The sequence below is a fragment of the Neorhizobium galegae genome, from assembly GCF_021391675.1.
GTDB classification, from domain to species: Bacteria; Pseudomonadota; Alphaproteobacteria; order Rhizobiales; family Rhizobiaceae; genus Neorhizobium; species Neorhizobium galegae_B.
The window spans coordinates 4,109,375-4,134,322 of sequence record NZ_CP090095.1 but is presented as its reverse complement, the minus strand read 5'-3'; the positions used below and the strand labels follow the sequence as shown (position 1 = coordinate 4,134,322).

Annotated in this window: 28 protein-coding genes and 2 pseudogenes; 17 read left to right on the top strand and 13 right to left on the bottom strand. The window is 62.3% G+C overall.

The window, feature by feature from the left end; all coding sequences use genetic code 11:
- Positions 1 to 16: 16 nt before the first annotated feature.
- Together xerD and LZK81_RS20300 are read right to left on the bottom strand one after the other, a co-directional pair.
- The gene (gene xerD, locus LZK81_RS20305) at positions 17 to 961 is read right to left on the bottom strand and encodes a site-specific tyrosine recombinase XerD (protein WP_233954443.1); all 945 of its coding nucleotides are present in this window, start codon (positions 959 to 961) and stop codon (positions 17 to 19) included.
- A gap of 11 nt (positions 962 to 972) precedes the next feature.
- A complete protein-coding gene (locus tag LZK81_RS20300) occupies positions 973 to 1,131 on the bottom strand; it encodes a hypothetical protein (protein WP_233954442.1) in 159 nt (52 codons plus the stop codon).
- Positions 1,132 to 1,277: 146 nt separating this feature from the next.
- Between LZK81_RS20300 and LZK81_RS20295 the strand changes: the two genes are divergently transcribed.
- The 3 genes and pseudogenes from LZK81_RS20295 to LZK81_RS20285 all read left to right on the top strand — a co-directional run.
- Positions 1,278 to 1,874, top strand: coding sequence for a shikimate kinase (locus tag LZK81_RS20295; protein ID WP_046605399.1), 597 nt, complete (start codon positions 1,278 to 1,280; stop codon positions 1,872 to 1,874).
- Positions 1,871 to 3,013 (top strand): 3-dehydroquinate synthase, encoded by a 1,143-nt coding sequence (aroB, locus tag LZK81_RS20290; protein ID WP_233954441.1) that lies wholly within the window; start codon positions 1,871 to 1,873, stop codon positions 3,011 to 3,013. The genes LZK81_RS20295 and aroB overlap by 4 nt, the downstream gene beginning before the upstream one ends.
- Before the next feature lie 11 nt (positions 3,014 to 3,024).
- A pseudogene (locus LZK81_RS20285) lies at positions 3,025 to 3,897 on the top strand (HlyC/CorC family transporter); the annotation flags it as partial.
- An 87-nt stretch (positions 3,898 to 3,984) separates the two neighbouring features.
- Here the strand turns inward: LZK81_RS20285 and LZK81_RS20280 are convergent.
- Together LZK81_RS20280 and LZK81_RS20275 are read right to left on the bottom strand one after the other, a co-directional pair.
- Entirely contained in the window at positions 3,985 to 4,845 is an 861-nt protein-coding gene (locus tag LZK81_RS20280) for a hypothetical protein (protein ID WP_233954440.1), read from the bottom strand.
- A gap of 207 nt (positions 4,846 to 5,052) precedes the next feature.
- Positions 5,053 to 5,334: a BolA family protein gene (locus LZK81_RS20275; RefSeq protein WP_007753730.1), complete on the bottom strand. Its 282-nt coding sequence runs from the start codon at positions 5,332 to 5,334 to the stop codon at positions 5,053 to 5,055.
- A gap of 103 nt (positions 5,335 to 5,437) precedes the next feature.
- Between LZK81_RS20275 and LZK81_RS20270 the strand changes: the two genes are divergently transcribed.
- The 4 genes from LZK81_RS20270 (at position 5,438) to LZK81_RS20255 (ending at position 10,038) form a co-directional block, all read left to right on the top strand.
- Positions 5,438 to 6,073, top strand: a complete 636-nt coding sequence (locus LZK81_RS20270; protein WP_233954439.1) for a J domain-containing protein — start codon at positions 5,438 to 5,440, stop codon at positions 6,071 to 6,073.
- Positions 6,074 to 6,134: 61 nt separating this feature from the next.
- On the top strand, positions 6,135 to 7,127 hold the full coding sequence (cobS, locus tag LZK81_RS20265; protein WP_038546380.1) for a cobaltochelatase subunit CobS: 993 nt from the start codon (positions 6,135 to 6,137) through the stop codon (positions 7,125 to 7,127).
- A 14-nt stretch (positions 7,128 to 7,141) separates the two neighbouring features.
- Complete coding sequence (gene cobT, locus LZK81_RS20260; RefSeq protein ID WP_233954438.1) at positions 7,142 to 9,037, top strand: cobaltochelatase subunit CobT; 1,896 nt, start codon at positions 7,142 to 7,144, stop codon at positions 9,035 to 9,037.
- 11 nt (positions 9,038 to 9,048) lie between these two features.
- The gene (locus tag LZK81_RS20255) at positions 9,049 to 10,038 is read left to right on the top strand and encodes an esterase-like activity of phytase family protein (RefSeq protein ID WP_233954437.1); all 990 of its coding nucleotides are present in this window, start codon (positions 9,049 to 9,051) and stop codon (positions 10,036 to 10,038) included.
- Between the two features lie 30 nt (positions 10,039 to 10,068).
- Here the strand turns inward: LZK81_RS20255 and LZK81_RS20250 are convergent, their stop codons facing one another.
- Together LZK81_RS20250 and rpmB are read right to left on the bottom strand one after the other, a co-directional pair.
- Positions 10,069 to 10,707 carry a queuosine precursor transporter gene (locus tag LZK81_RS20250; protein ID WP_233954436.1) on the bottom strand — a complete coding sequence of 213 codons (639 nt, stop codon included), beginning with the start codon at positions 10,705 to 10,707 and terminating at the stop codon, positions 10,069 to 10,071.
- 114 nt (positions 10,708 to 10,821) lie between these two features.
- Positions 10,822 to 11,121 carry a 50S ribosomal protein L28 gene (rpmB, locus tag LZK81_RS20245; RefSeq protein WP_037081685.1) on the bottom strand — a complete coding sequence of 100 codons (300 nt, stop codon included), beginning with the start codon at positions 11,119 to 11,121 and terminating at the stop codon, positions 10,822 to 10,824.
- Positions 11,122 to 11,371: 250 nt separating this feature from the next.
- On the opposite strand from rpmB, the gene LZK81_RS20240 reads away from it, so the two are divergent.
- The 3 genes and pseudogenes from LZK81_RS20240 to LZK81_RS20230 all read left to right on the top strand — a co-directional run bounded on the left by LZK81_RS20240 (position 11,372) and on the right by LZK81_RS20230 (position 13,756).
- Complete coding sequence (locus LZK81_RS20240; protein WP_046605401.1) at positions 11,372 to 12,145, top strand: DUF3108 domain-containing protein; 774 nt, start codon at positions 11,372 to 11,374, stop codon at positions 12,143 to 12,145.
- A 35-nt stretch (positions 12,146 to 12,180) separates the two neighbouring features.
- Entirely contained in the window at positions 12,181 to 13,068 is an 888-nt protein-coding gene (locus LZK81_RS20235; RefSeq protein ID WP_233954435.1) for a DMT family transporter, read from the top strand.
- A 35-nt stretch (positions 13,069 to 13,103) separates the two neighbouring features.
- Positions 13,104 to 13,756 (top strand): annotated as a pseudogene (locus tag LZK81_RS20230) (lysoplasmalogenase family protein).
- Here the strand turns inward: LZK81_RS20230 and LZK81_RS20220 are convergent.
- Both LZK81_RS20220 and gloB read right to left on the bottom strand, forming a co-directional pair.
- On the bottom strand, positions 13,722 to 14,165 hold the full coding sequence (locus tag LZK81_RS20220) for a cupin domain-containing protein (RefSeq protein WP_233954432.1): 444 nt from the start codon (positions 14,163 to 14,165) through the stop codon (positions 13,722 to 13,724). The pseudogene LZK81_RS20230 and the gene LZK81_RS20220 overlap by 35 nt on opposite strands.
- Positions 14,166 to 14,936, bottom strand: a complete 771-nt coding sequence (gloB, locus tag LZK81_RS20215) for a hydroxyacylglutathione hydrolase (protein WP_233954431.1) — start codon at positions 14,934 to 14,936, stop codon at positions 14,166 to 14,168.
- Between the two features lie 88 nt (positions 14,937 to 15,024).
- On the opposite strand from gloB, the gene LZK81_RS20210 reads away from it, so the two are divergent.
- The 3 genes from LZK81_RS20210 to LZK81_RS20200 all read left to right on the top strand — a co-directional run bounded on the left by LZK81_RS20210 (position 15,025) and on the right by LZK81_RS20200 (position 17,988).
- Complete coding sequence (locus tag LZK81_RS20210) at positions 15,025 to 15,765, top strand: class I SAM-dependent methyltransferase (RefSeq protein ID WP_046605310.1); 741 nt, start codon at positions 15,025 to 15,027, stop codon at positions 15,763 to 15,765.
- 187 nt (positions 15,766 to 15,952) lie between these two features.
- Positions 15,953 to 17,062, top strand: coding sequence for a histidinol-phosphate transaminase (hisC, locus tag LZK81_RS20205; RefSeq protein ID WP_233954430.1), 1,110 nt, complete (start codon positions 15,953 to 15,955; stop codon positions 17,060 to 17,062).
- A complete protein-coding gene (locus tag LZK81_RS20200; RefSeq protein WP_046626774.1) occupies positions 17,059 to 17,988 on the top strand; it encodes a prephenate/arogenate dehydrogenase family protein in 930 nt (309 codons plus the stop codon). Before hisC ends, LZK81_RS20200 begins: the two co-directional genes overlap by 4 nt.
- A 6-nt stretch (positions 17,989 to 17,994) precedes the next feature.
- Here LZK81_RS20200 and LZK81_RS20195 read toward each other — a convergent pair whose 3' ends face one another.
- Positions 17,995 to 18,999 (bottom strand): DUF2125 domain-containing protein, encoded by a 1,005-nt coding sequence (locus tag LZK81_RS20195; RefSeq protein WP_233954429.1) that lies wholly within the window; start codon positions 18,997 to 18,999, stop codon positions 17,995 to 17,997.
- Between the two features lie 54 nt (positions 19,000 to 19,053).
- Here LZK81_RS20195 and LZK81_RS20190 point away from each other — a divergent pair, with 54 nt between their 5' ends.
- Positions 19,054 to 19,602, top strand: coding sequence for a gamma-glutamylcyclotransferase (locus LZK81_RS20190; RefSeq protein ID WP_233954428.1), 549 nt, complete (start codon positions 19,054 to 19,056; stop codon positions 19,600 to 19,602).
- Here the strand turns inward: LZK81_RS20190 and LZK81_RS20185 are convergent.
- From LZK81_RS20185 to ftsE, 4 genes are all read right to left on the bottom strand, one after another.
- Positions 19,587 to 20,378, bottom strand: coding sequence for a lysophospholipid acyltransferase family protein (locus LZK81_RS20185; protein ID WP_233954427.1), 792 nt, complete (start codon positions 20,376 to 20,378; stop codon positions 19,587 to 19,589). The two genes, LZK81_RS20190 and LZK81_RS20185, sit on opposite strands and share 16 nt — an antisense overlap.
- 84 nt (positions 20,379 to 20,462) lie before the next feature.
- Positions 20,463 to 21,194 (bottom strand): YdcF family protein, encoded by a 732-nt coding sequence (locus LZK81_RS20180; protein ID WP_080952494.1) that lies wholly within the window; start codon positions 21,192 to 21,194, stop codon positions 20,463 to 20,465.
- A gap of 64 nt (positions 21,195 to 21,258) precedes the next feature.
- The gene (locus LZK81_RS20175) at positions 21,259 to 22,209 is read right to left on the bottom strand and encodes a cell division protein FtsX (RefSeq protein WP_046610702.1); all 951 of its coding nucleotides are present in this window, start codon (positions 22,207 to 22,209) and stop codon (positions 21,259 to 21,261) included.
- A 100-nt stretch (positions 22,210 to 22,309) separates the two neighbouring features.
- Positions 22,310 to 22,969: a cell division ATP-binding protein FtsE gene (ftsE, locus tag LZK81_RS20170; RefSeq protein WP_007770735.1), complete on the bottom strand. Its 660-nt coding sequence runs from the start codon at positions 22,967 to 22,969 to the stop codon at positions 22,310 to 22,312.
- Between the two features lie 207 nt (positions 22,970 to 23,176).
- On the opposite strand from ftsE, the gene LZK81_RS20165 reads away from it, so the two are divergent.
- From LZK81_RS20165 to LZK81_RS20155, 3 genes are all read left to right on the top strand, one after another.
- A complete protein-coding gene (locus LZK81_RS20165) occupies positions 23,177 to 23,836 on the top strand; it encodes a hypothetical protein (RefSeq protein ID WP_233954426.1) in 660 nt (219 codons plus the stop codon).
- Positions 23,837 to 23,898: 62 nt separating this feature from the next.
- On the top strand, positions 23,899 to 24,441 hold the full coding sequence (gene hpt, locus LZK81_RS20160) for a hypoxanthine phosphoribosyltransferase (RefSeq protein WP_038546323.1): 543 nt from the start codon (positions 23,899 to 23,901) through the stop codon (positions 24,439 to 24,441).
- 129 nt (positions 24,442 to 24,570) lie between these two features.
- On the top strand, positions 24,571 to 24,948 hold the full coding sequence (locus LZK81_RS20155; RefSeq protein ID WP_233954425.1) for a response regulator: 378 nt from the start codon (positions 24,571 to 24,573) through the stop codon (positions 24,946 to 24,948).

Here is a 24,948-nt window from a genome sequence, read left to right as displayed (position 1 = left end):
TTTGTGTTTGGGGCCTCTAATCCCGGTTTTTGGCCTGTTTTGCAAGAGGGTGGTGTGTTTGAACCAGCTCTCGCAGCCTTTCTTCCAGTACATGCGTGTAGATTTGAGTGGTGGAAATGTCGGAATGGCCGAGCAGTTCCTGCACAACTCGAAGGTCTGCCCCATTCTGGAGGAGGTGGCTTGCGAAGGCATGGCGCATCACATGGGGAGAGATTGCGGCGGCTCTAAGTCCGGCGCGCGCCGCCAGACCCTTGAGGTCGCGGGCAAATACCTGCCTCGGTAAATACCCCTCCTTGCCGGCGGACGGGAAGAGCCAGGGACTGTCGCCTGTCTTGGCGAGCGAGGCCTGGCGGGCCAGGCCATAGGGTCCGAGGGCGGCGATCGCCGACCGGGATAGCGGCACCAGCCGTTCCTTGTTGCCCTTGCCGCGGATGATCAGAAAGCGTCCTTCCTGATCGAGAACCTTGACCGGCAGCGACACGAGTTCGCTGACGCGCATGCCGGTTGCGTAGAGAAGTTCGAGCAGCGCCAGCATTCTGAGCCGCGCAAGCTGATCCGGGCCGGGTTCGGCGGCTTCCCTTGCGGCCAGGTCCAGGAGCCGCGTCACGTCGTTCTCGCTCATGATCTTCGGCAGCGAGCGGCCTTTTTTCGGTGCATCGAGGACGGCGGTGGGATCGTCGCCGCGCAGGCCCTCGGCATAGAGGAATTTGTAGAACTGCCGCATGGCCGACAGTTTTCTCGCCTGGGACGAGGCAGCAAAACCTTGGGCGCCGAGATGGGCGAGATAGGCTGAGAGATTGGCGCTTTGCGCCGTCAGGGCCGAAGCGTTGCCGGCGGCGAGGAAGGACTGCAGATCTTCGAGGTCGCGTTCGTAGGATGCGAGCGTATTGCCGGCGGCACCCCGTTCGGCGCTCATCATTTCGAGAAAGGCTTCGATATGAGCTCGGGAAAGGTCGGCCATGTTCCCTGCCGTTATTGTTGCGGCGGTGCCTGGTTCAACCGCTCGGAAGGAATGCGCACGGTCACGTCGCGCTCGCGCGGATCCACCAGCATGACGAGAGCCACCATGCTTCCATAAACGATGCCTGCGATCGCCGCCAGCACGAAGAGGAAACGGAAAAGGGTGGGCATAAAGGACTCCCGGAGTTGCGCCGCAATATATCGATAAAGGTTTACATATCGGCAAGAACAAACAATCCCCCGTATTCTTTGAGGGTTGCGACGGCTTGACGCTGCCGACGCATTTGTCGATACCGTTTTTCGAAACGGACCTGACAATGACAGAAGTCGCAACTCCACTCAGCGAAAAGGCGCGCGCCGTCCTCGGCAAGCGCAACCTGATCTTCGTCGGGCTGATGGGGGCCGGAAAATCGGCGATCGGCCGGCTGGTGGCGCAGACCCTTTCCATTCCCTTCATCGATACCGATGCGGAGATCGAAAAGGTTTCGCGCATGACCATCAGCGAACTCTTCGCCGCCTACGGCGAGGTGGAGTTCCGGGCATTGGAGACCCGTGTCATCGAGCGCCTGCTCAGGGGCGGCCCGCGCGTGGTTTCGACCGGCGGCGGTGCCTTCATCAACGAGAACACCCGCCACCAGATTAAGATCGGCGGCATTTCCATCTGGCTGAAGGCGGATCTCGACGTTTTGTGGGAGCGGGTGAACAAACGCGACCACCGGCCCTTGCTGAAGACCGAGAACCCCAGGCAGACGCTCGAAAATCTGATGATCCAGCGTTATCCGATCTATGCCGAGGCCGATGTGACGGTACTGTCCGAAAATGTCCGCAAGGACGTGATGGTCAACGAGGTGCTTTCCGCAGTGGCCAATCTGTCCGGTGAAAGTGAATTGCCCAGCGAAGGTGAATTGCAATGAACATGTCTTCCCGATCCGAGGAATGTGCCCCGGAGCGCCTGGTGCATGTGCCGCTCGGCGAACGGGCCTATGACATCCTGATCGGCCCCGGCCTGATCACGCGTGCCGGCGGCGAGATCACCGCGCGGTTGAAGGGCCGCAAGGCGGCTATCGTCACCGACGAACACGTCGCGCCGCTTTATCTCGAAGCGCTGATGGACAGCCTGCAGACGGACGGGATCGAAGCCGTTTCGCTGACGCTGCCGGCCGGCGAAAAGACCAAGAGCTTCGAACACCTGGCGACCGTTACCGACATGGTGCTCTCGGCCCGTATCGAGCGCAACGACGCGGTGATAGCACTCGGCGGCGGCGTGATCGGCGATTTGGCCGGCTTTGCGGCCGGCATCGTCAGGCGCGGCGTGCGTTTCGTGCAGATCCCGACCTCGCTTCTGGCGCAGGTCGATTCGTCGGTCGGCGGCAAGACCGGTATCAACACCCGCCACGGCAAGAACCTGCTCGGCGTCTTCCACCAGCCGGACCTTGTTCTCGCCGACACCGCAGCGCTCGATTCGCTCTCCGAGCGGGAATTCCGGGCCGGCTATGCGGAAGTGGCGAAATACGGACTGATCGACCAGCCGGATTTCTTCGCCTGGCTCGAAAAGAACTGGAAACAGGTATTTGCCGGCGGCCCGGAGCGGATCGAGGCGATCGCGATCAGCTGCCAGGCGAAATCCGACGTGGTGGTCGAGGACGAGCGCGAGACCGGCCGACGGGCGCTGCTCAATCTCGGCCACACGTTCGGCCATGCGCTGGAAGCGGCGACCGAATATGACAGCAGCCGCCTCGTCCATGGCGAAGGCGTCGCGATCGGCATGGTTCTCGCGCATCAGTTCTCGGCCCGCATGAACCTTGCAAGCCCGGACGACGCGGCGCGGGTCACGGCCCATCTGAAAGCCGTCGGCCTGCCGACGTCGATGAGCGATATCCCCGGAAAGCTGCCGCCGACGGAGAAGCTGCTGGACGCGATTGCGCAGGACAAGAAGGTACAGAGCGGCAAGCTCACCTTCATCCTGACCCACGGCATCGGCCGGTCCTTCGTCGCCAACGACGTTCCGCCGTCCGAGGTCTTGAGCTTCCTGGAGGAAAAGCGGCCGAAATGACGTCCAAACAGGGCCTCAAGTCGCGTGCTGTCAACGCGGTGATCCGCGGGCTTCTTCGCGCGTTCGGCGCTTCCCTCTCCGAGCAGACCCTGGCGCTTTCCAGTCATGACGATCTGCATGCCGCTCTCGACCTCGTTCATCGCGAGGGGAATTTCGACAAGCAGGATCGCGACCGGCTGAGCGGCCTCTTCGAACTCGAGGAGCTCGAAGTCTCCGACGTGATGCGGCATCGCACGGTGATGCGGGCTGTCAATGCCGACGATCCGCCGGAAGTGGCGGTCCGCACCGTGCTCGAAAGCCCCTATACGCGCATGCCGCTCTGGCGCAATTCGACTGAGAACATCATCGGCGTCGTCCATGCCAAGGACCTGCTCCGGGCGCTCGCCGAGCCGAATGTCGAGCCCGAAAACCTGGATATCGTCAAGATCGCCCAGAAGCCCTGGTTCGTGCCCGACAGCACCAGCCTCAAGGACCAGCTCAGCGCCTTCCTGCGCCGCAAGGGGCATTTTGCGGTCGTCGTCGACGAATATGGCGAGGTGCAGGGCATCGTCACGCTGGAAGACATCCTGGAGGAGATTGTCGGCGACATTGCCGACGAGCACGATATCGAGATCCAGGGCGTGCGCCAGGAAGCGGACGGATCGATCGTCGTCGACGGTTCCGTGCCGATCCGCGATCTGAACCGCGCGCTGGACTGGAGCCTGCCGGACGCCGAAGCAACCACGATCGCCGGCCTCGTCATCCACGAATCGAAGCTGATCCCGGAAGAACGGCAGGCGTTTACTTTTTACGGTAAGCGTTTCACTGTCATGAAGCGGGAGAAGAACCGCATCACGCGGCTAAGGATCCGGCCTGCGGAAGATGTGACGCTGCCGGCGGAGTAATCTTTCGCGAAACGAAAGCGTTTCAGTCTAAAGCTGAAACTGTCGGCTTTCGATGCCTATTTGCCATCCCTGTCATAGCCGCAAATGCTAAGCGCTTGGGTTGTTAAACATCGCCGGCAAATAGGTCCCGCCGTTCTCCATGTCTGTGGCGCGCTGTTGCAGCCAATATAGAAACTGGTGGATTGAGGTGGTGGTTTGGTCACCATTGCCAGCACTAAACGAGTATTTTTCCGATTCTCCGCTTTCAATCAGATGTGTGATGTACTCAATCTTGTCGTCGAGGTCTTTGGCTGGGATTGTGGCGACGTTGGTCTCATTCATCGAATTGTTTTCGAGATTGTCGGCATAGAGTCCGGGGTTGGCCTGCCTTTGGGCGCTCAATTCCGCTGCAGCGCGCGCTGCATTTGCATGAATTGCAGCGACTTCCGCCTTCATCGCTTCTGTCGGCTGAAACCCAACGACAGGTGGCAAGCGTTTCACCTCAATACCAGCATATCTGGAAGGATCCCGTTTTTCTTGAAGCTCCCGCCTTGTATGGAGGCGGGGCTCAGCGAGCCTATTCTGGATTTGGCTGTCAAGATATCCTGCGGCGTCAATTTGGCGGGCAGCGTCTAGCCTCTGCTCATCTGGCCATGAGTCGGGCGTGACCAGGAAAGCCTTTGCCTTGAACTCCTCTTCCGGGTCAGCAATGCCGGCGCGCAGCCTTGCCTTGAGGTCCTCTCGCGCATTGATCCGCTGCTCGTCAGCAACCAACTCCTCTTCGCTGTAGCGGATTGATCCGGCTTGTATGACGAGGGCTTCGATTTCTTTCGTCGGTGCGCCATTTGCAACGGCTGCTTGGACCCTTTTCGCGGCATCTTCACGCGCTTGAAATGTGCTTCCCGACTGAGCACGTAGATTTCTGGAATAGTCCAGACCGGTTGCATAGGATGCTATCGACGAGACCAATTTATCCACTCCCGAAAGTTGACGATAACTCGGCGTTTGTTATCAGCCATGGCTTGTGCAAAGCTGAATTCTGCACGGAGAGAATTTCCAGGGCCAGCGTCTCCCGCCAGTTATTGGGAAGTAGTGGCAGGTCGGCCAAAGCGATGTCTCACAAGGAATGATGCCCGTACCTTGGCCTCTTGCTCGGTCATCCCTATCTAAGTTCCGTCACCAGCGCGTCGGCTCACCCGGTGCCGAGGCTTCCACCGCCAGCGCGTGGAGGCCGGCGTCGAGTTCCGGCTTCAGCAGCGCATTCACCGTCCGATGCCGGTCGAGCCGGCTCATTCCGGAAAACTTTTTCGAAACGATGCGGACCCGCATATGGGTCTCGCCGGTTCCGGTGATGTCGGGCTGATGGCCGGCGTGCTGATGGCTTTCATCGATGACGACCAGCCGTTCCGGTTCGAGATTGTCGGTGAGCGTGATTTCGATCCGGGATTTGACGGACATTTCGGTCTCCGTTGCGACGCAAAAGGGGCATCCCACAAACCAGTAAGAAAGGACTTTGTCAATTCTTGCCGCGCCCTGTTCGTCGCCCCATAATGAGGGCCTTATGAAATTAGATTCCAAATATTTCGACCGCATCCGGACGCGCAAGAACAGGCAGCAGGAAGCTGTGCCTGAAGCGCCCACCTGCCAGTGGGACGGGTGCGACAAGCCGGGTGCCCATCGCGCGCCCGTGGGCCGCAACGCGGAAGGCCAGTTCTTTCTGTTCTGCTTCGAGCACGTCCGGGAATACAACAAGGGCTATAATTATTTCTCCGGCCTGTCGGACGGCGAGATCGCCCGGTACCAGAAAGAGGCGATCACCGGCCATCGGCCGACCTGGACCGTCGGCGTCAACAAGGCCGCCAAGGATGCGCCGCTTCATTCCACGGCGCGCTCAGGTGCTGCCGGCGCTGCCGGCACCCAGCAGCGCTTCAGGGATCCGTTCGGCTTCGTGTCGAGTGCGCGGGCGGCCGGCCCCCGTTTCCAGACGCAGGGGCGAAAGCTGAAGACATTGGAAGCCAAAGCCTTCGATACGATGGAGTTGGCGGCCAATGCGTCGGCTGCGGAGATCAAGACCCGCTACAAGGAACTGGTCAAGAAACATCATCCGGATGCGAATGGCGGCGACCGCGGTTCGGAAGAACGTTTTCGTGCCGTCATTCAAGCATATCAGTTGTTGAAGCAGGCGGGTTTCTGCTAAGCCGTAAAAATTATGGCAGTGAGGATGACGGCCGGGCGGCGGCTCGCGCCTTGGAGAGACGATGAGTAAGATTGATCTAGATATTTCAAACCTTCCCGATACCACCGTTTCGGTCAGGGAAGTCTTCGGCATCGACAGCGATATCAGGGTTCCGGCATATAGTAGCGGCGACCCCTACGTTCCGGATCTCGATCCGGACTATCTTTTCGACCGCGACACGACGCTCGCCATTCTCGCAGGCTTTGCGCATAACCGACGCGTCATGGTGTCCGGCTTCCACGGCACCGGCAAGTCCACCCATATCGAGCAGGTCGCAGCCCGCCTTAACTGGCCGTGCGTGCGTATCAACCTCGATAGCCATGTCAGCCGCATCGATCTCGTCGGCAAGGACGCGATCGTGCTGAAGGACGGCAAGCAGGTCACCGAATTCAAGGACGGCATCCTGCCCTGGGCCTACCAGCACAATGTCGCGCTCGTCTTCGACGAATACGATGCCGGTCGCCCGGACGTCATGTTCGTCATCCAGCGCGTCCTGGAATCCTCCGGCCGCCTGACCCTGCTCGACCAGAGCCGCGTCATCCGTCCTCACCCGGCATTCCGCATCTTCGCGACCGCCAATACGGTCGGTCTCGGCGATACGACCGGCCTTTATCACGGCACGCAGCAGATCAACCAGGCGCAGATGGACCGCTGGTCGATCGTGACGACGCTGAACTATCTGCCGCACCAGAAGGAAGTCGATATCGTCGCCGCCAAGGTCAAGTCTTTCGGTCGTACGGCCGAGGGCCGTGAAACGGTGTCGAAGATGGTGCGTGTCGCCGATCTCACCCGTTCGGCCTTCATCAACGGCGATCTCTCGACCGTCATGAGCCCGCGTACCGTCATCACCTGGGCCGAAAACGCCGAGATTTTCGGTGACATCGCATTCGCCTTCCGCATCACCTTCCTCAACAAGTGCGATGAACTTGAACGCACGCTGGTCGCCGAACAGTACCAGCGAGCCTTCGGCGTCGAGCTGAAGGAAAGTGCCGCCAACATCGTTCTCGGAGCGTAAGCGGAGACGAGATCATGGCAGGTCGCGGAGACAATTCGAAAGCCAAATCCGGCGGTCCCGTGGATACGGAACCGTTGCGGCGTGCGATTACCGGCTGCGTGCGCTCCATCGCCGGCGACGCGGAAGTCGAGGTCACGTTCGCCAACGAGCGTCCGGGCCTTGCCGGCGAACGCATCCGCCTGCCGGAAATCTCCAAGCGGCCGACGGCCCACGAGCTCGCGGTGACCCGCGGGCTCGGCGATTCCATGGCGTTGCGGATTGCCTGCCACGATACGAACGTGCATGCCAGCATGTCGCCGCAGGGCGCCGACGCACGCGTCGTCTTCGATGCCGTCGAGCAGGCACGCGTCGAGTCGATCGGCGCCTTGCGCATGGCCGGCATGGCGTCGAACCTCAATTCGATGCATGCGGAAAAATACTCGAAGGCGAATTTCTCCGGCGTCGAACGGCAGGAAGACGCGCCGATCGGCGAAGCGGTCGCCATGCTGGTGCGCGAGAAGCTGACCGGCATCAAGCCGCCGCCGAGTGCCGGCAAGGTGCTCGATCTCTGGCGTCCGTTCATCGAGGACAAGGCGGCCGGCGATCTCGACAACCTCCGCAACGTCATCGAAGACCAGCAGGCGTTCGCCAAGCTGGTGCGGCACATGCTCACCTCCATGCAGATGGCGGAGGAGTTTGCCGACGAGGATGCCGATCCGGAGGAGATGGAAAATCCGGATCAGGAAGACCAGCCGCGCAGTAACGAGACCGAGAACGACGAGGTCGAGGAAGAAGCCGGCTCCGACGCGGCACCTGCCGAGCAGAGCGACGCTTCCGACGAGGAAATGGACGACGGCGAGATGGACGGCGCGGAAATGTCCGACGACGACATGTCGGACGACAGCGACGAGCATTCCGAGACCCCCGGCGAGACCCGGCGGCCGAACAGCCCGTTCGACGATTTCAACGAGAAGGTCGATTACAAGATCTTCACCCAGGAATTCGACGAGGAAATTACGGCCGAGGAGCTTTGCGACGAAGCGGAGCTCGACCGGCTGCGGGCCTTCCTCGACAAGCAGCTTGCCCATCTCCAGGGCGCGGTCGGCCGGCTTGCCAACCGTCTGCAGCGCCGCCTGATGGCGCAGCAGAACCGCTCGTGGGATTTCGACCTGGAAGAGGGTTATCTCGATCCGGCCCGCCTGGTGCGCCTGATTATCGACCCGATGCAGCCGCTCTCCTTCAAGAAGGAGCGGGACACGCAGTTCCGCGATACGGTCGTGACGCTGGTCATCGACAATTCCGGCTCGATGCGCGGCCGGCCGATCACGGTCGCCGCCACCTGCGCCGACATCCTCGCCCGCACGCTGGAGCGCTGCGGCGTCAAGGTCGAGATCCTCGGCTTCACCACCAAGGCCTGGAAGGGCGGGCAGGCACGCGAAAAGTGGCTGGCAAGCGGCAAGCCGCCGACCCCCGGCCGTCTCAACGACCTGCGCCATATCGTCTACAAGTCCGCGGATGCGCCGTGGCGTCGTTCACGCCGCAATCTCGGCCTGATGATGCGCGAAGGCCTTCTCAAGGAAAACATCGACGGCGAGGCGCTGATGTGGGCGCATAACCGCCTGATCGCCCGCCGCGAGCAGCGCAAGATCCTGATGATGATCTCTGATGGCGCGCCGGTCGACGATTCGACGCTGTCGGTCAATCCCGGCAATTATCTGGAACGGCACCTGCGCGCCGTGATCGAACAGATCGAGACGCGCTCGCCGGTGGAGCTGCTGGCGATCGGTATCGGCCACGACGTGACGCGCTATTACCGCAAGGCCGTGACGATCGTCGATGCGGACGAGCTTGCCGGCGCGATGACCGAGCAGCTTGCCGAGCTGTTTGCGGAAAATGGCGGGCGACAGGGCCGCATGCGACGGGCCAGCTGAGGTCCGCCCGCTTGAAACTTTCCCGCCTCGTCGTCTGGGCCGGCTTATTCGGTGCCATCGCCTCCCCGGTGGCGCCTGCGACCGACGATGTTTCGGTCCGGGCGCGCATCATCACCGAATTCAAGTTCGGTTCGGCGGAAACGCGCTTCGGCGCGCTCGAATTTCTCGGCGGCATCGAATTTTCGTCGTCCGATAGCCGGCTACAGTCGCTGTCGAGCATCCGCTTTCGCCCCGATGGGGAACGTTTCGTGTCGGTGCTCGATACCGGTTCCTGGCTGACCGGCCGGATTCAGCGCGATGCCAAGGGGCGTCTCGCCAACCTCACCGATCTCGCCGTCAATCCGATCCTCATCCGTGGCGGCCGGGTCGGCTCGAAATACAATTCGGATGCCGAAGGACTGGCGCTGCGGGACGGCCAGGCGCTCGTCAGCTTCGAGCAGCTGCATCGGGTCGATGCCTATCCCGATCCGGGGTTCGAGACTTCGGCACCGTTGAAGAGCCTCGATCTACCCATTCCCCGCCACGAGTTCCGGATGAATGCGGGCATGGAGACGGTGGCGGTCTCGCCTCAAGCCAGTTCGCTCAAGGGGGCGCCCATCGTGGTCACCGAGCATAGCCTCGATGATCAGGGGAACCTTTTCGCCGCGATCCTGGAGGGGCCGCTCAAGGGCGTGTTCACGGTGGTGCGGCATGATCCCTTCGACGCAACCGATGGGGCCTTCCTGCCGAACGGCGATTTCCTGCTGCTCGAACGCCGCTTCAGCTTCCTCGGCGGCCTCGGCATGCGCATTCGCCTGATCCGTGGCGACAGCATCCGTCCCGGCGCTGCGGTGGATGGGGAGGTGCTCCTCGAAGCCGACATGGGCTATGCGATCGACAACATGGAAGGGCTCGACGTGATCACCGGGCCGGAGGGCAAGCCGCATCTGATCCTGATTTCGGATGACAACGGCAATCTGCTGCAGCGGAACGTGATGCTGGAATTCCGCCTGACGCAGTGATGCCCCAAGCGGAATGTCTGCGCCTGCGGCTCAGCGGGCCGGAGCGACCTGCGGCATCGGCTTCAGTACGTTCATCAGCGCGCCATAGGGCAGCAGCAGCACGACGCCGACCAGGATCTTGACCACGAGGTCGCCGAGCGCCCAGGAGATCCAGCGCGGGGCCTCGGTGGCAAGGGCGCCGAGGATCGGTGCGGATTGGATCGCGAAGTCTTCGTTCGGGCCGATGAAGGCGAAGAGCGGGGCGAAGGCGAGCGAGAAGAACAGCAGCGTGTCGAGTGCCGAACCGAGCAGGGAGCCGGCGAGCGGCGCGCGCCACCAGGTCTGGCGGCGGAGCCGATTGAACACGGAGATGTCGAGAAGCTGGCCGACCAGATAGGCGGCGCCCGAGGCGACGGCGATGCGCGGGGAGGAGGCCAGGAACGACAGCGTCACGCCGACGACGAAGCCTGCGAGAACGACGCGTCGGGCAATCGAAGGCCCGAACTGCCGGTTGGCGAGATCGGTCACCAGGAAGGCAAAGGGATAGATAAAGGCGCCCCAGGTCAGAAGATCGCCGAGGGCGATGCCCCAGAACGTGCCGATGACCGGGAACTGCACCAGGAAATTGGAGGCGACAACGACGGCCGCCATCAGCAGGGCATAGATGAAAGTATAGCGTGAGCTCAGCATTTTTTTATCCTGGGTGATGCCACCAGTTGGAGTTATGAAGGCCAAGAGAAAAGGCCTGGCCGGTATTACCCGTTCAAGCCTTGTTCAAAGCCGGATGATTTGTCGTCAGGCCGATTAAGCCGCAGCAGCGACTTCGGCGGTCTTCTTGACGATCTGGCGGCGCAGCAGGCGAGCGCGCATCGACAGTTCGGTCTCGTCGGACTTCAACAGGAAAGCATCGAGGCCGCCACGATGTTCGACGGAGCGCAGAGCGTGTGCCGAGACGCGCAGGCGATAACGCTGGCCGAGAGCGTCGGAGATCAACGTGACCTGGCACAGGTTCGGCAGGAACCGACGGCGGGTCTTGTTGTTGGCGTGGCTTACGTTGTTGCCGGTCTGAACGCCCTTGCCGGTCAGTTCGCACACACGAGACATGGATACACCTTTGTTCTTCTGCAATCGGATGGTACTTCCGGACAATGCCGGTGCGCCGATCCAACTGGTCCTGAGTGGAAAGTTGCGGTTCTATAGTCAGTGGGGCTCGTCGCGTCAAGCCAAAACCTTGACCTCACCCTAAGAGAATCCGCCGCCAGTGCCGTGAAGCCGCTATTTTCTTGCCATGATGCACCGTCTATATGTCTGCGGGAAGACGCTTTTCGGCGTCCTCATTGGTCAGGGCAAAATCATGAACCTTCGTGGCAGTTTCGTCAGTGCCTTCGTGCTTGTCTTCGGGTTCACGGCCAATCCCCTCGGCTCGGCGGAAATCCGGCATGTCAGCGAATACGATATCTCGCTCGGGATCCTGCCGATCGCCAAGGCGTCTTTTGCCAGCGAATTCAACAGCAGCGACTACAAGATCACCGGGACGTTCAAATCGGCCGGGATCGTCAACATCATCAGCCGCATCTCCGCCGAGACCAGCGTCAGCGGGCGCATGCAGGCCGACAAGCTGCAGGCCGATCGCTACAACCTCGTCTACAGCGCCGGAAAGCGCACGCGCATCTATGATGTCGAATACCGCAACGGCAATGTCACCGGGACGACGGTCAAGCCCGAGCCGACCCGCAATCCGGAGACCTGGATTCCGGTGACCGAAAAGGACCTGCGTGCCGTACTGGACCCGTTGAGCGGCCTCATCTTCCCGGGCGACGCCAAGGTCTGCCCCAGCCGGCTGCCGATCTATGACGGTGAGTCGCGCATGGACCTGGTGCTGACGCCGAAGGGCACCAGGCCGTTCTCGACCGATGGTTTCAAGGGTGAGGCGATCGTCTGTTCGATCCGCTACCTTCCGAGATCGGGCTTCAAGCGCGGGCGCAGCGATATCGAATACCTGCGCAAGACGCCGATGGAAATCTGGTTTGCCAAGGCGCAGTCGGTAAATGTATATGCTCCGGTCTATGCCGTCATCCCGACCAGGATGGGGCAGGTTTACGTGACGGCCGTCAAATATGGCGACTGACTAAAGCGCCCGTTCGGGCGCCCAAGGGGGCAGGGTTGAAAATCCGGGGGACGTTGATCGGTTTTACGGCGATCCTGATGTGGTCGTTGCTGGCCCTGATGACGGCTGCATCCGGAAAAGTGCCGCCCTTCCAGATGAATGCGATCACTTTCGCGATCGGCAGCCTGCCGGGCATCGTCCTGTTCATCGTCAAACCGGAACGGATCGCCCTCCTGAGACAGCCCGCGAAGGTGTGGATCACCGGGATCGGCGGCCTGTTCGGCTATCATTTTCTCTATTTCACCGCGCTCCGGAATGCGCCGGCGGTCGAGGCTGGGCTGATCGCCTATCTCTGGCCGCTGTTCATCGTCGTCGGCTCGGCCCTGCTGCCGGGCGAGAAGCTGCGCTGGTATCACGTGGCTGGTGCTGTCGCCGGGCTCTGCGGCACGATCGCCATCGTGTCGCGCAACGGACTTGCCTTCGACGACGCCTATCTTGTGGGTTATGGTGCCGCCTTTCTCTGCGCCTTCACCTGGTCCGGTTATTCGCTGCTGACACGGCGCTTCGACCGGGTTTCGACCGATGTCGTCACCGGTTTCTGCCTCGGTACCTCGCTGCTCTCGCTGATCTGCCATCTGGCGCTCGAGACGACCGTCTGGCCGGCCGATGGCGGCGAGTGGGCGGCGGTCGTCGGGCTTGGCCTGCTGCCGGTCGGCGCGGCCTTTTATGCCTGGGACTACGGTGTCAAGAACGGCGATATCCAGATCATCGGCGCGGCCAGTTATGCGGCGCCGCTGCTGTCGACGCTGATCCTGGTCGCATCGGGCTTTGCCGAGCCGGATTGGCGCATTCTGCTTGCCTGCCTGCTGATCACCGGAGGGGCGGTGCTGGCGGCGCGGGATATGTTCCGGCCGAAGCCGATTGCGGAAGCCGTGGCCGAATAGGCGTTCCTGAAAGGGTCGGGAACGTGGGGGAAGAGATGTATCTGTTGTTATGGGCGGTGCTTGCCGCCTCGATCGCGCTTGCGATCCATTATTTCCGCTGGCTAAAAAAGCCCGCAGGCCATCTTCGCGCGGTGCTGAAGACCTTACCGGTCTTGCTGCTTGTGCTCTATGCCGGTCTCTCCGGCGCCCCGGCGCTGTTGGTCGCAGCGCTGGCGCTCGGTGCAGTCGGAGACGCCTGCCTCGCCTACGAGGGAGAGCCAGCCTTCGTCGCCGGGCTCGCAGCCTTCCTCGCTTCGCATATTGCCTATGCGGCGCTGTTCTGGCCATCGATAGAACCGAGCCTGCTTTTCACCTCCGCCTGGCGTTACACGGCCGCGTGGATCTTCGTGGTGCTGACGGGCATGACGTTGTTCATGCTGTGGCGGCCTGCCGGACGCTTGCCATCCCCGTCGCCGCCTATGGGATCGCGATCGTCGCCATGGCGCTTTCGGCGCTGGCGGTGAAGCCGATCCTGCCGGCGGCCGGTGCTGCGCTGTTCGTCATGTCCGACACCGCACTGGCGATCCAGAAATTCCTGGTCAAGCCGGATGCGCCTGTGATGGCGAGGCTGAAGCCGTTCGTGTGGGGCACTTACTTCGCGGCACAGCTGATCTTTACATTGGCGATTGCCGGGCCTCCGTCGGCCTAGGTTCCCAGCCGGGCGGCGCCATCTCGAAGCTCGAAAACTGAAAGCCCGGCGCGACCGTGCAGCCCACCAGCGTGAAGCGGCCAAGCGGTTCCGCTGCCTGCCAGGCGTCGGCCGGGACCACGGCCTGCGGCCGTTCTCCCGTGGCAAGGTCTGTTCCCAGCCTCACCTCTTCGACCGTCTCGCCGTTGGAAATCCGCAGCAGCAGCGGATCGCCGGCATAGAAATGCCAGGTCTCCGCCGCGTCGCGAACCCGATGCCAGTGGGAGCGTTCGCCCGCCTCCAGCAGGTAGTAAATCGCCGTCGAATGGCCGCGTGTGCCGCCTTCGGCGTCCCGGAATGTCTCGACATACCAGCCACCCTCCGGATGCCGCTGCATTCCGAGCGTGGCAATGATCTGCTCCGGCGTCATTCAGAAATTGTCCTTGCGCTTGCGGATTTCGGCAAACACTTCCTCGTTGGATTTGCTCTCCATCAGGAGGTTGCGGCGGATGGCGGGGTCTGATGCGCGCAGGAAGGGATTGGTCTCTTTCTCCAGCCCGATCGTCGTCGGAATGGTGAACCGGCCGGCCGCGCGCTGGGCCTCGATCTCACTCGCGCGCGCCTGCAGACGCTCGTTGTCCGGATCGACGCTCAGTGCGAACTTCGCATTCGAAAGCGTATATTCGTGACCGAAATAGACGGCCGTCTCGTCCGGCAGAACGGCGAGCTTCTGCAGCGAATGCCACATGTCGGCCGCCGGGCGTTCGAGTAGCCGGCCGCAGCCGAGCGCAAACAGCGTATCTGCCGCGAACAGGATCTTGTCGTCGGGGAAATGGTAGCAGATATGGCCGGCGGTGTGGCCCGGCGTCTCGAGGACGCAGACGAGATGATCGCCGAACTGGAACTCGTCACCATCCGCCATGGTCCTGTCGAGACCGGGGATCGCCACCGCTTCGTTGAACGGGCCGATGATCTCCAGCCCGAACTTTTCCTTGAGCGCCAGGTTGGCTTCGACATGGTCGCCGTGGTGATGGGTGGTGAAGATGTGGGTGATCTTCCAGCCGCGGCTGGCCGCCGCTTCGAGGATCGGCTTTTCCTCCGGCGCATCGATCGAGGCCGTCAGACCGCTTTCCGGATCGTGCACGAGAACGCCGTAATTATCGCTGCGGCATGAAAAAACTTCGAGTTCCAGTGGTCTCATAACATAACCCCATTGCTGAAAGAGTTTTGCGTCACAATGTAGAGACTGGTCCCTTGAAGTCCAACCACCGTCTGGTACCAAATTACAAATGCACGCCGATATCGTCGATCTCCGTGAATTCTATCACTCACCCCTCGGCCACCTTGCCGAGCAGTCGATCACGTTCGCGCTCTCCTCGCTCTGGGCAAGGCTGCCGGAAGAGCGGCTGGTGGGTCTTGGTTATGCGGTGCCCTATCTCGACCGTTTCCGCGCCGATACGGAACGCACCTTCGCCTTCATGCCGGCGGGGCAGGGGGCGGTGAACTGGCCGGTCAGCGAGCTTTCCTCGACCGCTCTCGTCTTCGACGAGGAGCTGCCGCTGCCGGACTCTTCCATCGACCGCGTGCTGATGGTGCATTCCCTGGAATTTGCCGAGAACCCGCGGGAGACCTTGAAGGAACTCTGGCGGGTGCTGGCGCCCGGCGGGCGGTTGGTCATCGTCGTGCCCAACCGGCGCGGCGTCTGGGCGCGCATGGAACACACGCCGTTCGGCTCCGGCCGGCCGTATTCGCGCGGGCAGCTCACCTCGCTGCTGCGCGAGACCAATTTCACGCCGGGCGCCAGCGCCGAGGCACTGTTCTTCCCGCCGTCGAAGATTCGCGCCGTGCTGAAGCTGCGCCAGGCCTTCGAGCGCTTAGGCCGGCGCTTCTGGCCGGTCTTTTCCGGGGTCATCGTGGTGGAGGCCCAGAAGCGCCTCTACCAGGGCCTGCCGGTCGCCGCGCGCGCGTCGCGCCGCGTCTTCGTGCCGGTGCTGGCGCCCCAGGGCGTCCCGACGACGCGGACGCGGTGAGTCGTCCCTCATCTGACTGCATTCTCCGGCCCTTCGCTTTGGCTCAGGGCGTTCGTCATTCGAAACGATTCACTGGATCGTTTCGTCGGCTGCGCCGACCATTCCTCACCCCTCGACAAAGGCCTTTTTCGGCTTTAATGCCTCAAGATCACCCGCCGTTTCAGGCATTTCCGAAAAGGTTGATCCGATGAGCATCGTCACGAGTGAGCCCGTTCCGCGTCCCGGCATTCTGGATATCGCCGCCTATGTGCCCGGCAAGGAACATGCTCCGGGCGTGGCGCGCGTCTTCAAGCTTTCGTCCAACGAGACGCCGCTCGGCGCCAGCCCGAAGGCGATCGAGGCTTTCAAACAGGCTGCCGGCAATCTCGAACTTTATCCGGACGGCCAGGCGATAGCGCTGCGCGAGGCGATCGCCTCGGTGCATGGCCTCAATATCGCGAACATCATGTGCGGCAACGGCTCGGATGAGCTGCTCGGCCTGCTCTGCCACGTCTATCTCGGCGCCGGCGACGAGGCCATCATCACCGAGCACGGCTTCCTCGTCTACAAGATCCAGATCATGGGCGCCGGCGCCACGGTCGTCGAGGTCAAGGAGAAGGATTGCACCGTCGATGTCGACGCGATCCTCGCTGCCGTCACCGACAAGACGAAGATAGTGTTCATCGCCAATCCGGGCAATCCGACCGGCACCTATGTCCCGGTCGCCGATATCCGCCGCCTGCATGCCGGCCTGCCGAAAAGCGTCATCCTGGTGCTCGATGCGGCTTACGCGGAATATGTGCGCAAGAACGACTACGAAGCCGGCCTCGAACTGGTATCCTCCAACAAGAACGTCGTGATGACCCGCACCTTCTCCAAGGTCTACGGCCTTGCGGCGCTGCGCATCGGCTGGATGTACGGCCCGGCCGGCATTCTCGATGCGCTGAACCGGGTGCGTGGCCCGTTCAACATGAACGCTCCGGCGATTGCCGCAGGTGCAGCCGCGATCCGTGATCAGGCCTTCGTCGAAAAGGCCGTCGAGCACAACAATCTCTGGCAGAGCAAGCTCACCCATGCGCTGGAGGCGATCGGCCTCAAGGTGACGCCGTCGGTCGCCAATTTCGTGCTCATCCATTTCCCGGATGTCGACGGCAAACGGGCGCCGGAAGCGGATGCGTTTCTCACCAGCCGCGGTTATATCCTTCGCGCCGTCAAAGGCTACGGATTCCCGAACGCGTTGCGCATGACGATCGGCTCGGAGGAGGCCAATCGCGGCGTCATCGAGACGCTCGGCGAATTCATGGGCAGAAGCGCATGAGCACGCCGCTTTTCGACCGGATCGCGTTGATCGGCATCGGCCTGATCGGCTCGTCGATCGCACGGGACGTCAAGGAACTGGGCCTAGCCGGCGAGGTGGTGATTTCCAGCCGCAGCGCCGAAACCCTGAAACGCGCCGAAGAGCTGGCGCTCGGCACGCATTACGTTTCCTCAGCCGCGGACGCGGTGAAGGATGCCGATCTGGTCATCGTCTCGGTACCGGTCGGCGCATCGGAAGCGGTTGCAAAGCAGATCGCCGGCAGCCTGAAGCCCGGCGCGATTGTCACCGACGTCGGTTCCACCAAGGCCTCCGTCATCGCGCAGATGGCGCCGCATATGCCGGAAGGCGTGCATTTCATTCCGGGCCACCCGCTTGCGGGCACCGAAAAATCCGGTCCGGATGCCGGGTTTGTCGGCCTGTTCCGGGATCGCTGGTGCATCTTCACGCCGCTGCCGGATACGGATCAGGCGGCCCTCGACACGCTGAAGTCCTTCTGGATGGCGCTCGGTTCGCGGATCGACGAGATGGATCCGCAACACCATGACAAGGTTCTGGCGATCGTCTCCCACCTGCCGCATATCATCGCCTACAACATCGTCGGCACCGCGGACGATCTGGAGACGGTGACCGACGCGGAAGTCATCAAATATTCCGCCTCCGGTTTTCGCGATTTCACCCGCCTTGCGGCGTCCGACCCGACCATGTGGCGGGACGTGTGCCTGCACAACAAGGATGCGATCCTGGAAATGCTGGCACGGTTTTCGGAAGACCTCGCCTACCTGCAGCGGGCAATCCGCTGGGGCGAGGGCGACAAGCTGTTCGAACTCTTCACCCGCACCCGCGCCATCCGCCGCTCGATCGTCCAGGCCGGCCAGGATGTCGACGCGCCGGATTTCGGCCGTCACGCGCTCGATCCGAAGAAATGATCCCGGTCAGATCGGCGGGATTTCGCCGATCTGGATGAAGCCGCCGGCGAAAACCTTGCCGCGGTTGATGGTGAGGTCCAGCGACGCGCTCTTGCCGCGGCCGAGTGCGGACAGCATGTTGGCGGCGGTCTTCAGCGTCGGGGCGATCTGCGGAAAAGCCTGGCTCAGGCTGTCGCGCCACGCATCGATCTGCTCGATCCGGAGCTTCAGCTTGCCCGACAGATAACCCTGCTCGTCGAAGGAAAAGGGACCGGAAACGGTGATCAGCTTGCCATCACCGAGATCGGCCGAAATACTGCGCATCTGGCCCTGCGTGCCGTAGAGAGCGGTTCCGTTCGGATCGGTTCCGTCGATCATGCCGGCGCGGCCGGTCAGGGTCAGGTCGAGATTGGCCGTGAACCGCGGCAGAAGCTGCGGCAGATCCTTCATCACCATGTCGGTGTTTTGCAGCGTCAGGGCCGCGTCGAGGTCGGGACCGTTCTGGCGCAAATGGATTTCGGTGTGTCCGGCGCTGATGTTGAAAGCCTGGCCCGTGGCCGACGACAGGATGTTCGTCCTGGCGTTCTCGATCACGGTGGAGGTGCGCTCCACCCCGCGAAACCGGGTGGTCAGGCTCGACTGGAAATTTTCCCAGGTGGTCGAGACCGAAAGTCCGTGACCGGTGCGGATTTCGACCGGCGAATCGAGTTCCCAGACGATATGGCCGGGATTGTAGACCTGGGCTGCGGACCGCAGGGATCCGAACATTGCGGAAATGCCGTTGGCGCGGTCGTCGACCGATACTTTCGAGCAGAACAGGCCGATCCGGAACGGGTAGCCGCGATAGTCCGCGTCAGTGCATTCGGCCGAGATGCCGCGCTTTTCCTGGCTGCCGAGCAGGCTCAGCGTCCGCTCCTTCAGCACCGAGGCGCCATAGAACCAGCCGGCCGTATAAAGGGCGATCACCAGCACCACCCCGGAGGCGAGGAGCCATAATTTTCCGCTGACGCCAGTTCGGCTTGACGCTGCCATGATGTTCTCCAATGGTGCTGGGAAGTTGGGGCGGGTCGCTTCGATTGGAATGGTGTGGCGCGGGATATGGACGAATTTTGGGTGTTTGGCTACGGGTCCCTGATGTGGAACCCGGGTTTTGCGTTTGAGGAAAGACTGACCGCACGTGCCTTCGGCTTCCGCCGCTCCCTCTGCGTCTGGTCTCACGTGCATCGCGGCACCCCGGATCATCCGGGCCTGGTCCTCGGACTCGACCGCGGCGGCTCATGCCGCGGCGTTGCCTTCCAGGTGAGCGGGGAGAACCGGGAGGACGTGCTCGATTATCTGCGCCGCCGCGAACTCGTCACGAATGTCTATCTGGAAAAGATTCTTCCCGTCTCCCTCGGCGACAGGCGGCAGGTCAAGGCGGTCGGCTATATCGTCGATCGCAACCATGTCCAATATGCCGGCGCTCTGGAGATCGAGCAGGCGGCGGAAATCGTCCGTGTTTCCGTCGGCCAGTCGGGCCCGAACGATACCTACCTGTTCAACACGCTGGCGCATCTGAAGGAAATGGGCATTCGCGATCACTGGCTGGAAGGCGTCGGCGCGGCGGTGGCCGCCCGAGCTCAGGCCGCCGTCTGAGCCTTCAGCTCCGCAAGCCGTTTGACCGCCGAGGGCGGCAGGGGCAGGTGCGGATTGGCAGCCACGGTCTCGACCAGCAGCTTGTCGCTTTCCCGTTCCAGCGTTTCGACCAGAAGGGCGTAAAAAGCATCCGGATCCATGCCCGGTGCGATCGGCGGCAGGATGCGGACCTTGAAATGGCCGGGATATTTGATGAGCTTGCGGCGGCCCCAGAACAGGCCCCAATGGGCGACGATCGGCACGACGGGTACCTCGACGTCGCGATAGATGCGGGCGATGCCGTAGCGGTATTGCGGCTCGGCCCCCGGCGGCCGGCGCGTGCCTTCCGGGTAGATGATGAGCTGGCGGTTGTTGGCCATCTCCTCCTTCGTCCGGTTCATGACGTCGACCATGACCTTGCCGCGGGCGCCGCGGTTGACCGGGATCATCTTCTGTTTGGCGGCGTACCAGCCGAACAGCGGGATCCACATCAGCTCGCGCTTGAGGATATAGACCGGGTCCCGCTGCCAGGGCAGGAGCGCGACGGTATCCCAGGCGGATTGATGCTTGGGGGCGAAGATGCAACCACCCTCGGGCACGTTTTCCAGCCCCTCGATCTCGAAGGTGGCGCCGACGATCTTTGCCATCAGCCAGTTGCAGGAGGCGGCCCAGGCTTTGGGGATGCGGTAGGCCGCCTTGCGCGGCATCAGGAAATAGATCGGGCTCAGCACGATCATGCGGACGATCAGGTTTGTGTAGAAGGCGGTATTGAAAAGAACCGAACGCACCAGCAGCATGAAAGGCTTCCTCTTGGACAGGCGTTGCCTACACGAGATCGCGCTGCGAAAAAAGCGCCGGGGGCTCATGCGGAGGGAAAAGTGTCAGGGCGCGGTCTTTGTTGCGGTCTTCGGCGGGTCCTCGTTGCGCAGTCCGCTGCCGCGCTCGATGCCGAACCAGTCGCGGCAGGTCGCCAGCACGACCTTGCCGTATTCTGAAAGCATGGTGCGCAACACGTCCGGCTCGGCGAACCAGGCTTTTCGGGTGAGATCGGAACTGACCACGGGATAGGGGATGAATTCCGTTACCGGATCGGCGCGGCGCAGTTCGTGCAGGCTGCGCAGCATGTGATAGTTGTTGGTCACCACCAGCACGGACCTGTAGCCGTGGTCGTGGATCCAGCGGGTGATTTCGTTGGCATTGCCGATCGTGTCGATCGCATCGTAGCCGATATCGACGCAGCAGGCGAAGAGGTCGGGCGAGGCCTGCGTGACCTTGCGGATCTGGGTCGGGCTGGTGGACGGATGCGCGCCCGAGATCAGCAGGCGCCGGCCGGCTCCGTCCCGCAAAAGCCCGAGCGCCTGCTCGATGCGCAGGTAACCACCGGTCAATACGACGATCGCATCGGCCTTGACGCCGTCAGGCGCCTTCAGTGACGTCACCGCATTCGCAAACCACAAAAACCCGCCAAAAAGCAGCGCCAATCCGAGCACGCAGGCCATGATGATGCGCCGGGCGGCCCAGCGCAGCCGGCTGTTGCGCGCAAACACTCCCCCGAGCCACCGCCGCGGGTGGCGATCCGCTTCACTTTCGGGTGTTGTCGGAGCCGGTGTCATGATTGTCCATAGCCGGAGATTCGTGGCGAGAACAGGGCTAACCTACAGAGGGACGTGACCCGTTTCAAGAAGCTGATAATCCGTCGGATCGCGCCGGATCGGAACGGATCAGGTCGATTTCGTCGATCGTGCGCATGACCGTGAACCGGGCCGTCAGCGTCGTCAGCAGCGCGATCACGATCATTGTGGCGAAGATGCCGAGATAGCCGCCGAGACCGATGGTGAAGGAGCCGAACAGGGCGCTCGCCTGGTCGCTTTCCGGCGTCGCCAGCGAATTCGCCTGCCACATGTTGGCGATGGCGAACATAGCGGCTGCGAGCGCACCGCCGGCGGCCGAGCCCTTGATGCTGATCTTTAGGAAATGTTTCTGGAATTCACCGGCTACGAAAGAGCTTTCGGCGCCGACGAAATGCAGCACCTCGACGATATGGCGATTGCCGGAGAGCGCCCCGCGGGTGGCGAAGATCACCGTCAGGATCATCGCCGTGAAAACCAGGATGAGGACGCCCATGCCGATCAGCACCGTCGTATGGGCCATCGACACCAGGCGATCCACCCAGGTGCGGTGATCGTCGAGGAAGGCCTGCGGGATTTCCGTCTTCAGGAGATCGCGCATTCCGGCGAAATCGGGCGGGTTCTGCTCGTCGATGGTGACGATGACGAGGCGCGGCACGGGCAGGTCGGCGAGGTTCAGTCCGGTGCCGAGCCACGGCTCCAGAAGCCTTGCCGTCGCGCTTTCGTCCATGATCGTGCCCTCGCGGGTGCCGACGAAGGTGAGCGCCAGGTCGCGGGCCTTCTTCAAAGCCGCATCCATGTCGAGCCCGTCATCGGGTTTGATCTGGATGGTGATCTCGCGGGAAATCTGGCTCTGCCAGCTCGATGCCGTCGCCCTCACCATGCTGACGGCGCCGAGCGTCAGGCAGGCGAGGAAGGCCATGATGGCGATCACCACCAGCAGCGCGTTGCCCTGGATGTTAGAGGGCGGCAGGATCGGGGCTGTCGGGCGCACCCGCATCTCGACGCGGCGCGCCTGCTTCGGCCCGGCCGGCGGAGCCTGCTGCTCGTTCGCGGGCTTCTGCGATTGGGCGCTCTTGGTCGCTTTCGGGCGGCTCAGCTCATTCATAGATGTCGAGCCGCCCTTCGGTGAGGATCATCCGCCTTGCATCCACCTGGTCCATCAAGGCCAGATCATGGGTGGCGATGACGACGGCGGTGCCGAGCCGGTTGAGTTCGAGGAAGAGATTGAGGAGCCGGCGCGCCATCGGCGGGTCGACATTGCCGGTCGGCTCGTCGGCGAGCAGGATTTCCGGCTGGTCCATCAGCGCGCGGGCAATCGCCGCACGCTGCTTCTCGCCGCCGGACAGAACGGCCGGCAGCACGTTGATACGTTCGCCGAGCCCGACCCATTTCAGAAGCTCGATCACGTCGTTGCGGTAGGAGCTTTCCTCCTTGCCGCGCACGCGCAGCGGCAGCGCGACGTTCTCGTAGGTCGTCAGATGGTCGAGCAGGCGGAAATCCTGGAAGACGATGCCGACCCGGCGGCGCAGCATCGGCAGTTCGGCGCGGGGGATCTGCGACAGGTCGCGGCCGAACATGTGGATGATGCCGCGGGTCGGATGCAGCGACATGAACAGCAGGCGCAGCAGGGTGGTCTTCCCAGCGCCCGATGGGCCCGTGAGGAACTGGAATGAGCGCTTGGGGATGTCGAAGGTCATATCCCGCAGGATCTCGGGACCCATCCCATAGCGCAGACCAACATTTTCGAAATGAATCAACGGATGACCCAGTCCTCGCTCTTTCGACTCTCTGGTGCCCGTCTATCTCTTAACGACCCGGGTAAACGAACGGTAAATCACGCGCGGAAAAGGGCTAATTTCAGGCCGTATTTGCGAAGCGTTAACCATTTCAATTTACGACTGAGCAGGATTCGATTCAATGCCCGCAATCCCGAACAAAGGGGAAAACGGGCCGAAGAGGGCCCCATGAGCACGTTTAGCAGCCATCAGGGCAAAACAGTCATCCAGATGGACATCCTGCCGCCGGAACCTTCCGCGCGCACGACGCGGGTGAACCCGCGGCGCGGCGAGGTGGTCGACGCCCAGTTCGTCCCGGTTCGCGAGACCTTCCGTCGAGGGCCGGCCCCGCGCTCGCACAATGACAATCGCACCAAGCGCCCGGAAACCGTGGTCGCCGCACCCTCGTTTGCGGAACGGGTTCTCGCAGGAACTGAGCGTGGCCTTATGCGTCTTTCCGCCGATTTCTTCTCGGCAGTAGTGGCCATCGTCTTCGTTACCGTTTTCAGCCTCGCGGGCGGCTTCACGTTCCTGTTCGCCGGTTCGGCGACGGCAGGAGCCGGGCCGACGCTCGACATCACCCATGTGACGATGACGCCGCAGGATGCGAACGGCATGCGCGTTCTGCTGATCAACGGCATCGTCGAGAACCGCAGCGGCGACAATCGTGCCATGCCGCAAATCCGCGCCGAGCTGATGTCCGGCCAGACGCTGATTGCCACGACGCTGATCTCGCCGCCGGCGTCGTCCATCGAAGGTGGTCAGAGCCGCGGTTTCTCGGCGCGCGTGCCCCACCCCGGTGGAAAACTGCCCGATCTGCGGCTTTCCTTTGCGGACCGCGGCGCCTAGAGCTTTCTCTTTCCCGACTGATTGTGGTATCGCGGTTTTTTACGGACACGCAGGAGAACCTCATGCCCGTCGTACGCGGCAAAATCATCGAGCCGCTTTATACCGCCGAACAGATCGCCGAGCGCAATCATGCGATCGCGGCGCAGATCGCCACCGGACCGACCAAGGATCTCTTGGTCATCGCCATTCTCAAAGGCTCGTTCATCTTCGCCGCCGACCTGTTGCGGGCGCTGCATGACGTGGGTCTTGCGCCGGAAGTCGAGTTCGTCACGCTGTCGAGCTACGGCGCCGGAACCGTTTCGCAAGGGGTGCGGATCGTCAAGGATATCGACAGCGACGTGAAGGATCGCGACGTGCTGTTGATCGACGACATTCTTGAATCCGGCCGGACGCTGAAATTCGCCAAGGAAATGCTCTATGAGCGCGGTGCCCGCAATGTTTCCGTCGCCGTGCTGCTCGACAAACGTGTCAAGCGCCAAGAGGACCTGGAGGCGGACTACGTCGGTTTCGAATGCCCGGACTACTTCGTCGTCGGCTACGGAATGGATGTCGCCTATGCCTTTCGCGAGCTGCCTTTCGTCGGTGTCGTGACCGGAGACGCCTGACCGATTTGCCTAACGTGGCGAGACGAGGTGTTAACCATGTCGGCCCGAAACGGGCCGGCGTTTACTCCTCGACAAGAAAACTCTGTTGATTTGCTCCCACATAAACAAAACACGGGAGCGATCACCGCAATGGCAAAAATCCTGATTACCGAGGACGAGGATTCGCTTCGCATGTTCGTTGCGCGGGCGCTTCGTCTCGATGGTCATGAGACCCATGAAGCGGGCGACGGCGCGGAAGGTCTCGAAAAGCTGAGCGAAGGGCCCTTCGACCTGCTGCTTTCCGACATCCGCATGCCGGTCATGGACGGCATAGAACTGGTGCACCAGGCGTCGGCCAGGTTCCCCGATCTCAAGATTCTACTGATGACCGGTTATGCGGAACAGCGGGAGCGAGCCGACGATCTTGCGGCCAAGGTGATCGACGTGGTGCAGAAACCGTTCGCGCTGCCCGATATCCGCCGGGCCGTCGCCTCGGCGCTGGCGGCCGCGAACTCGCACGCCGCCTGA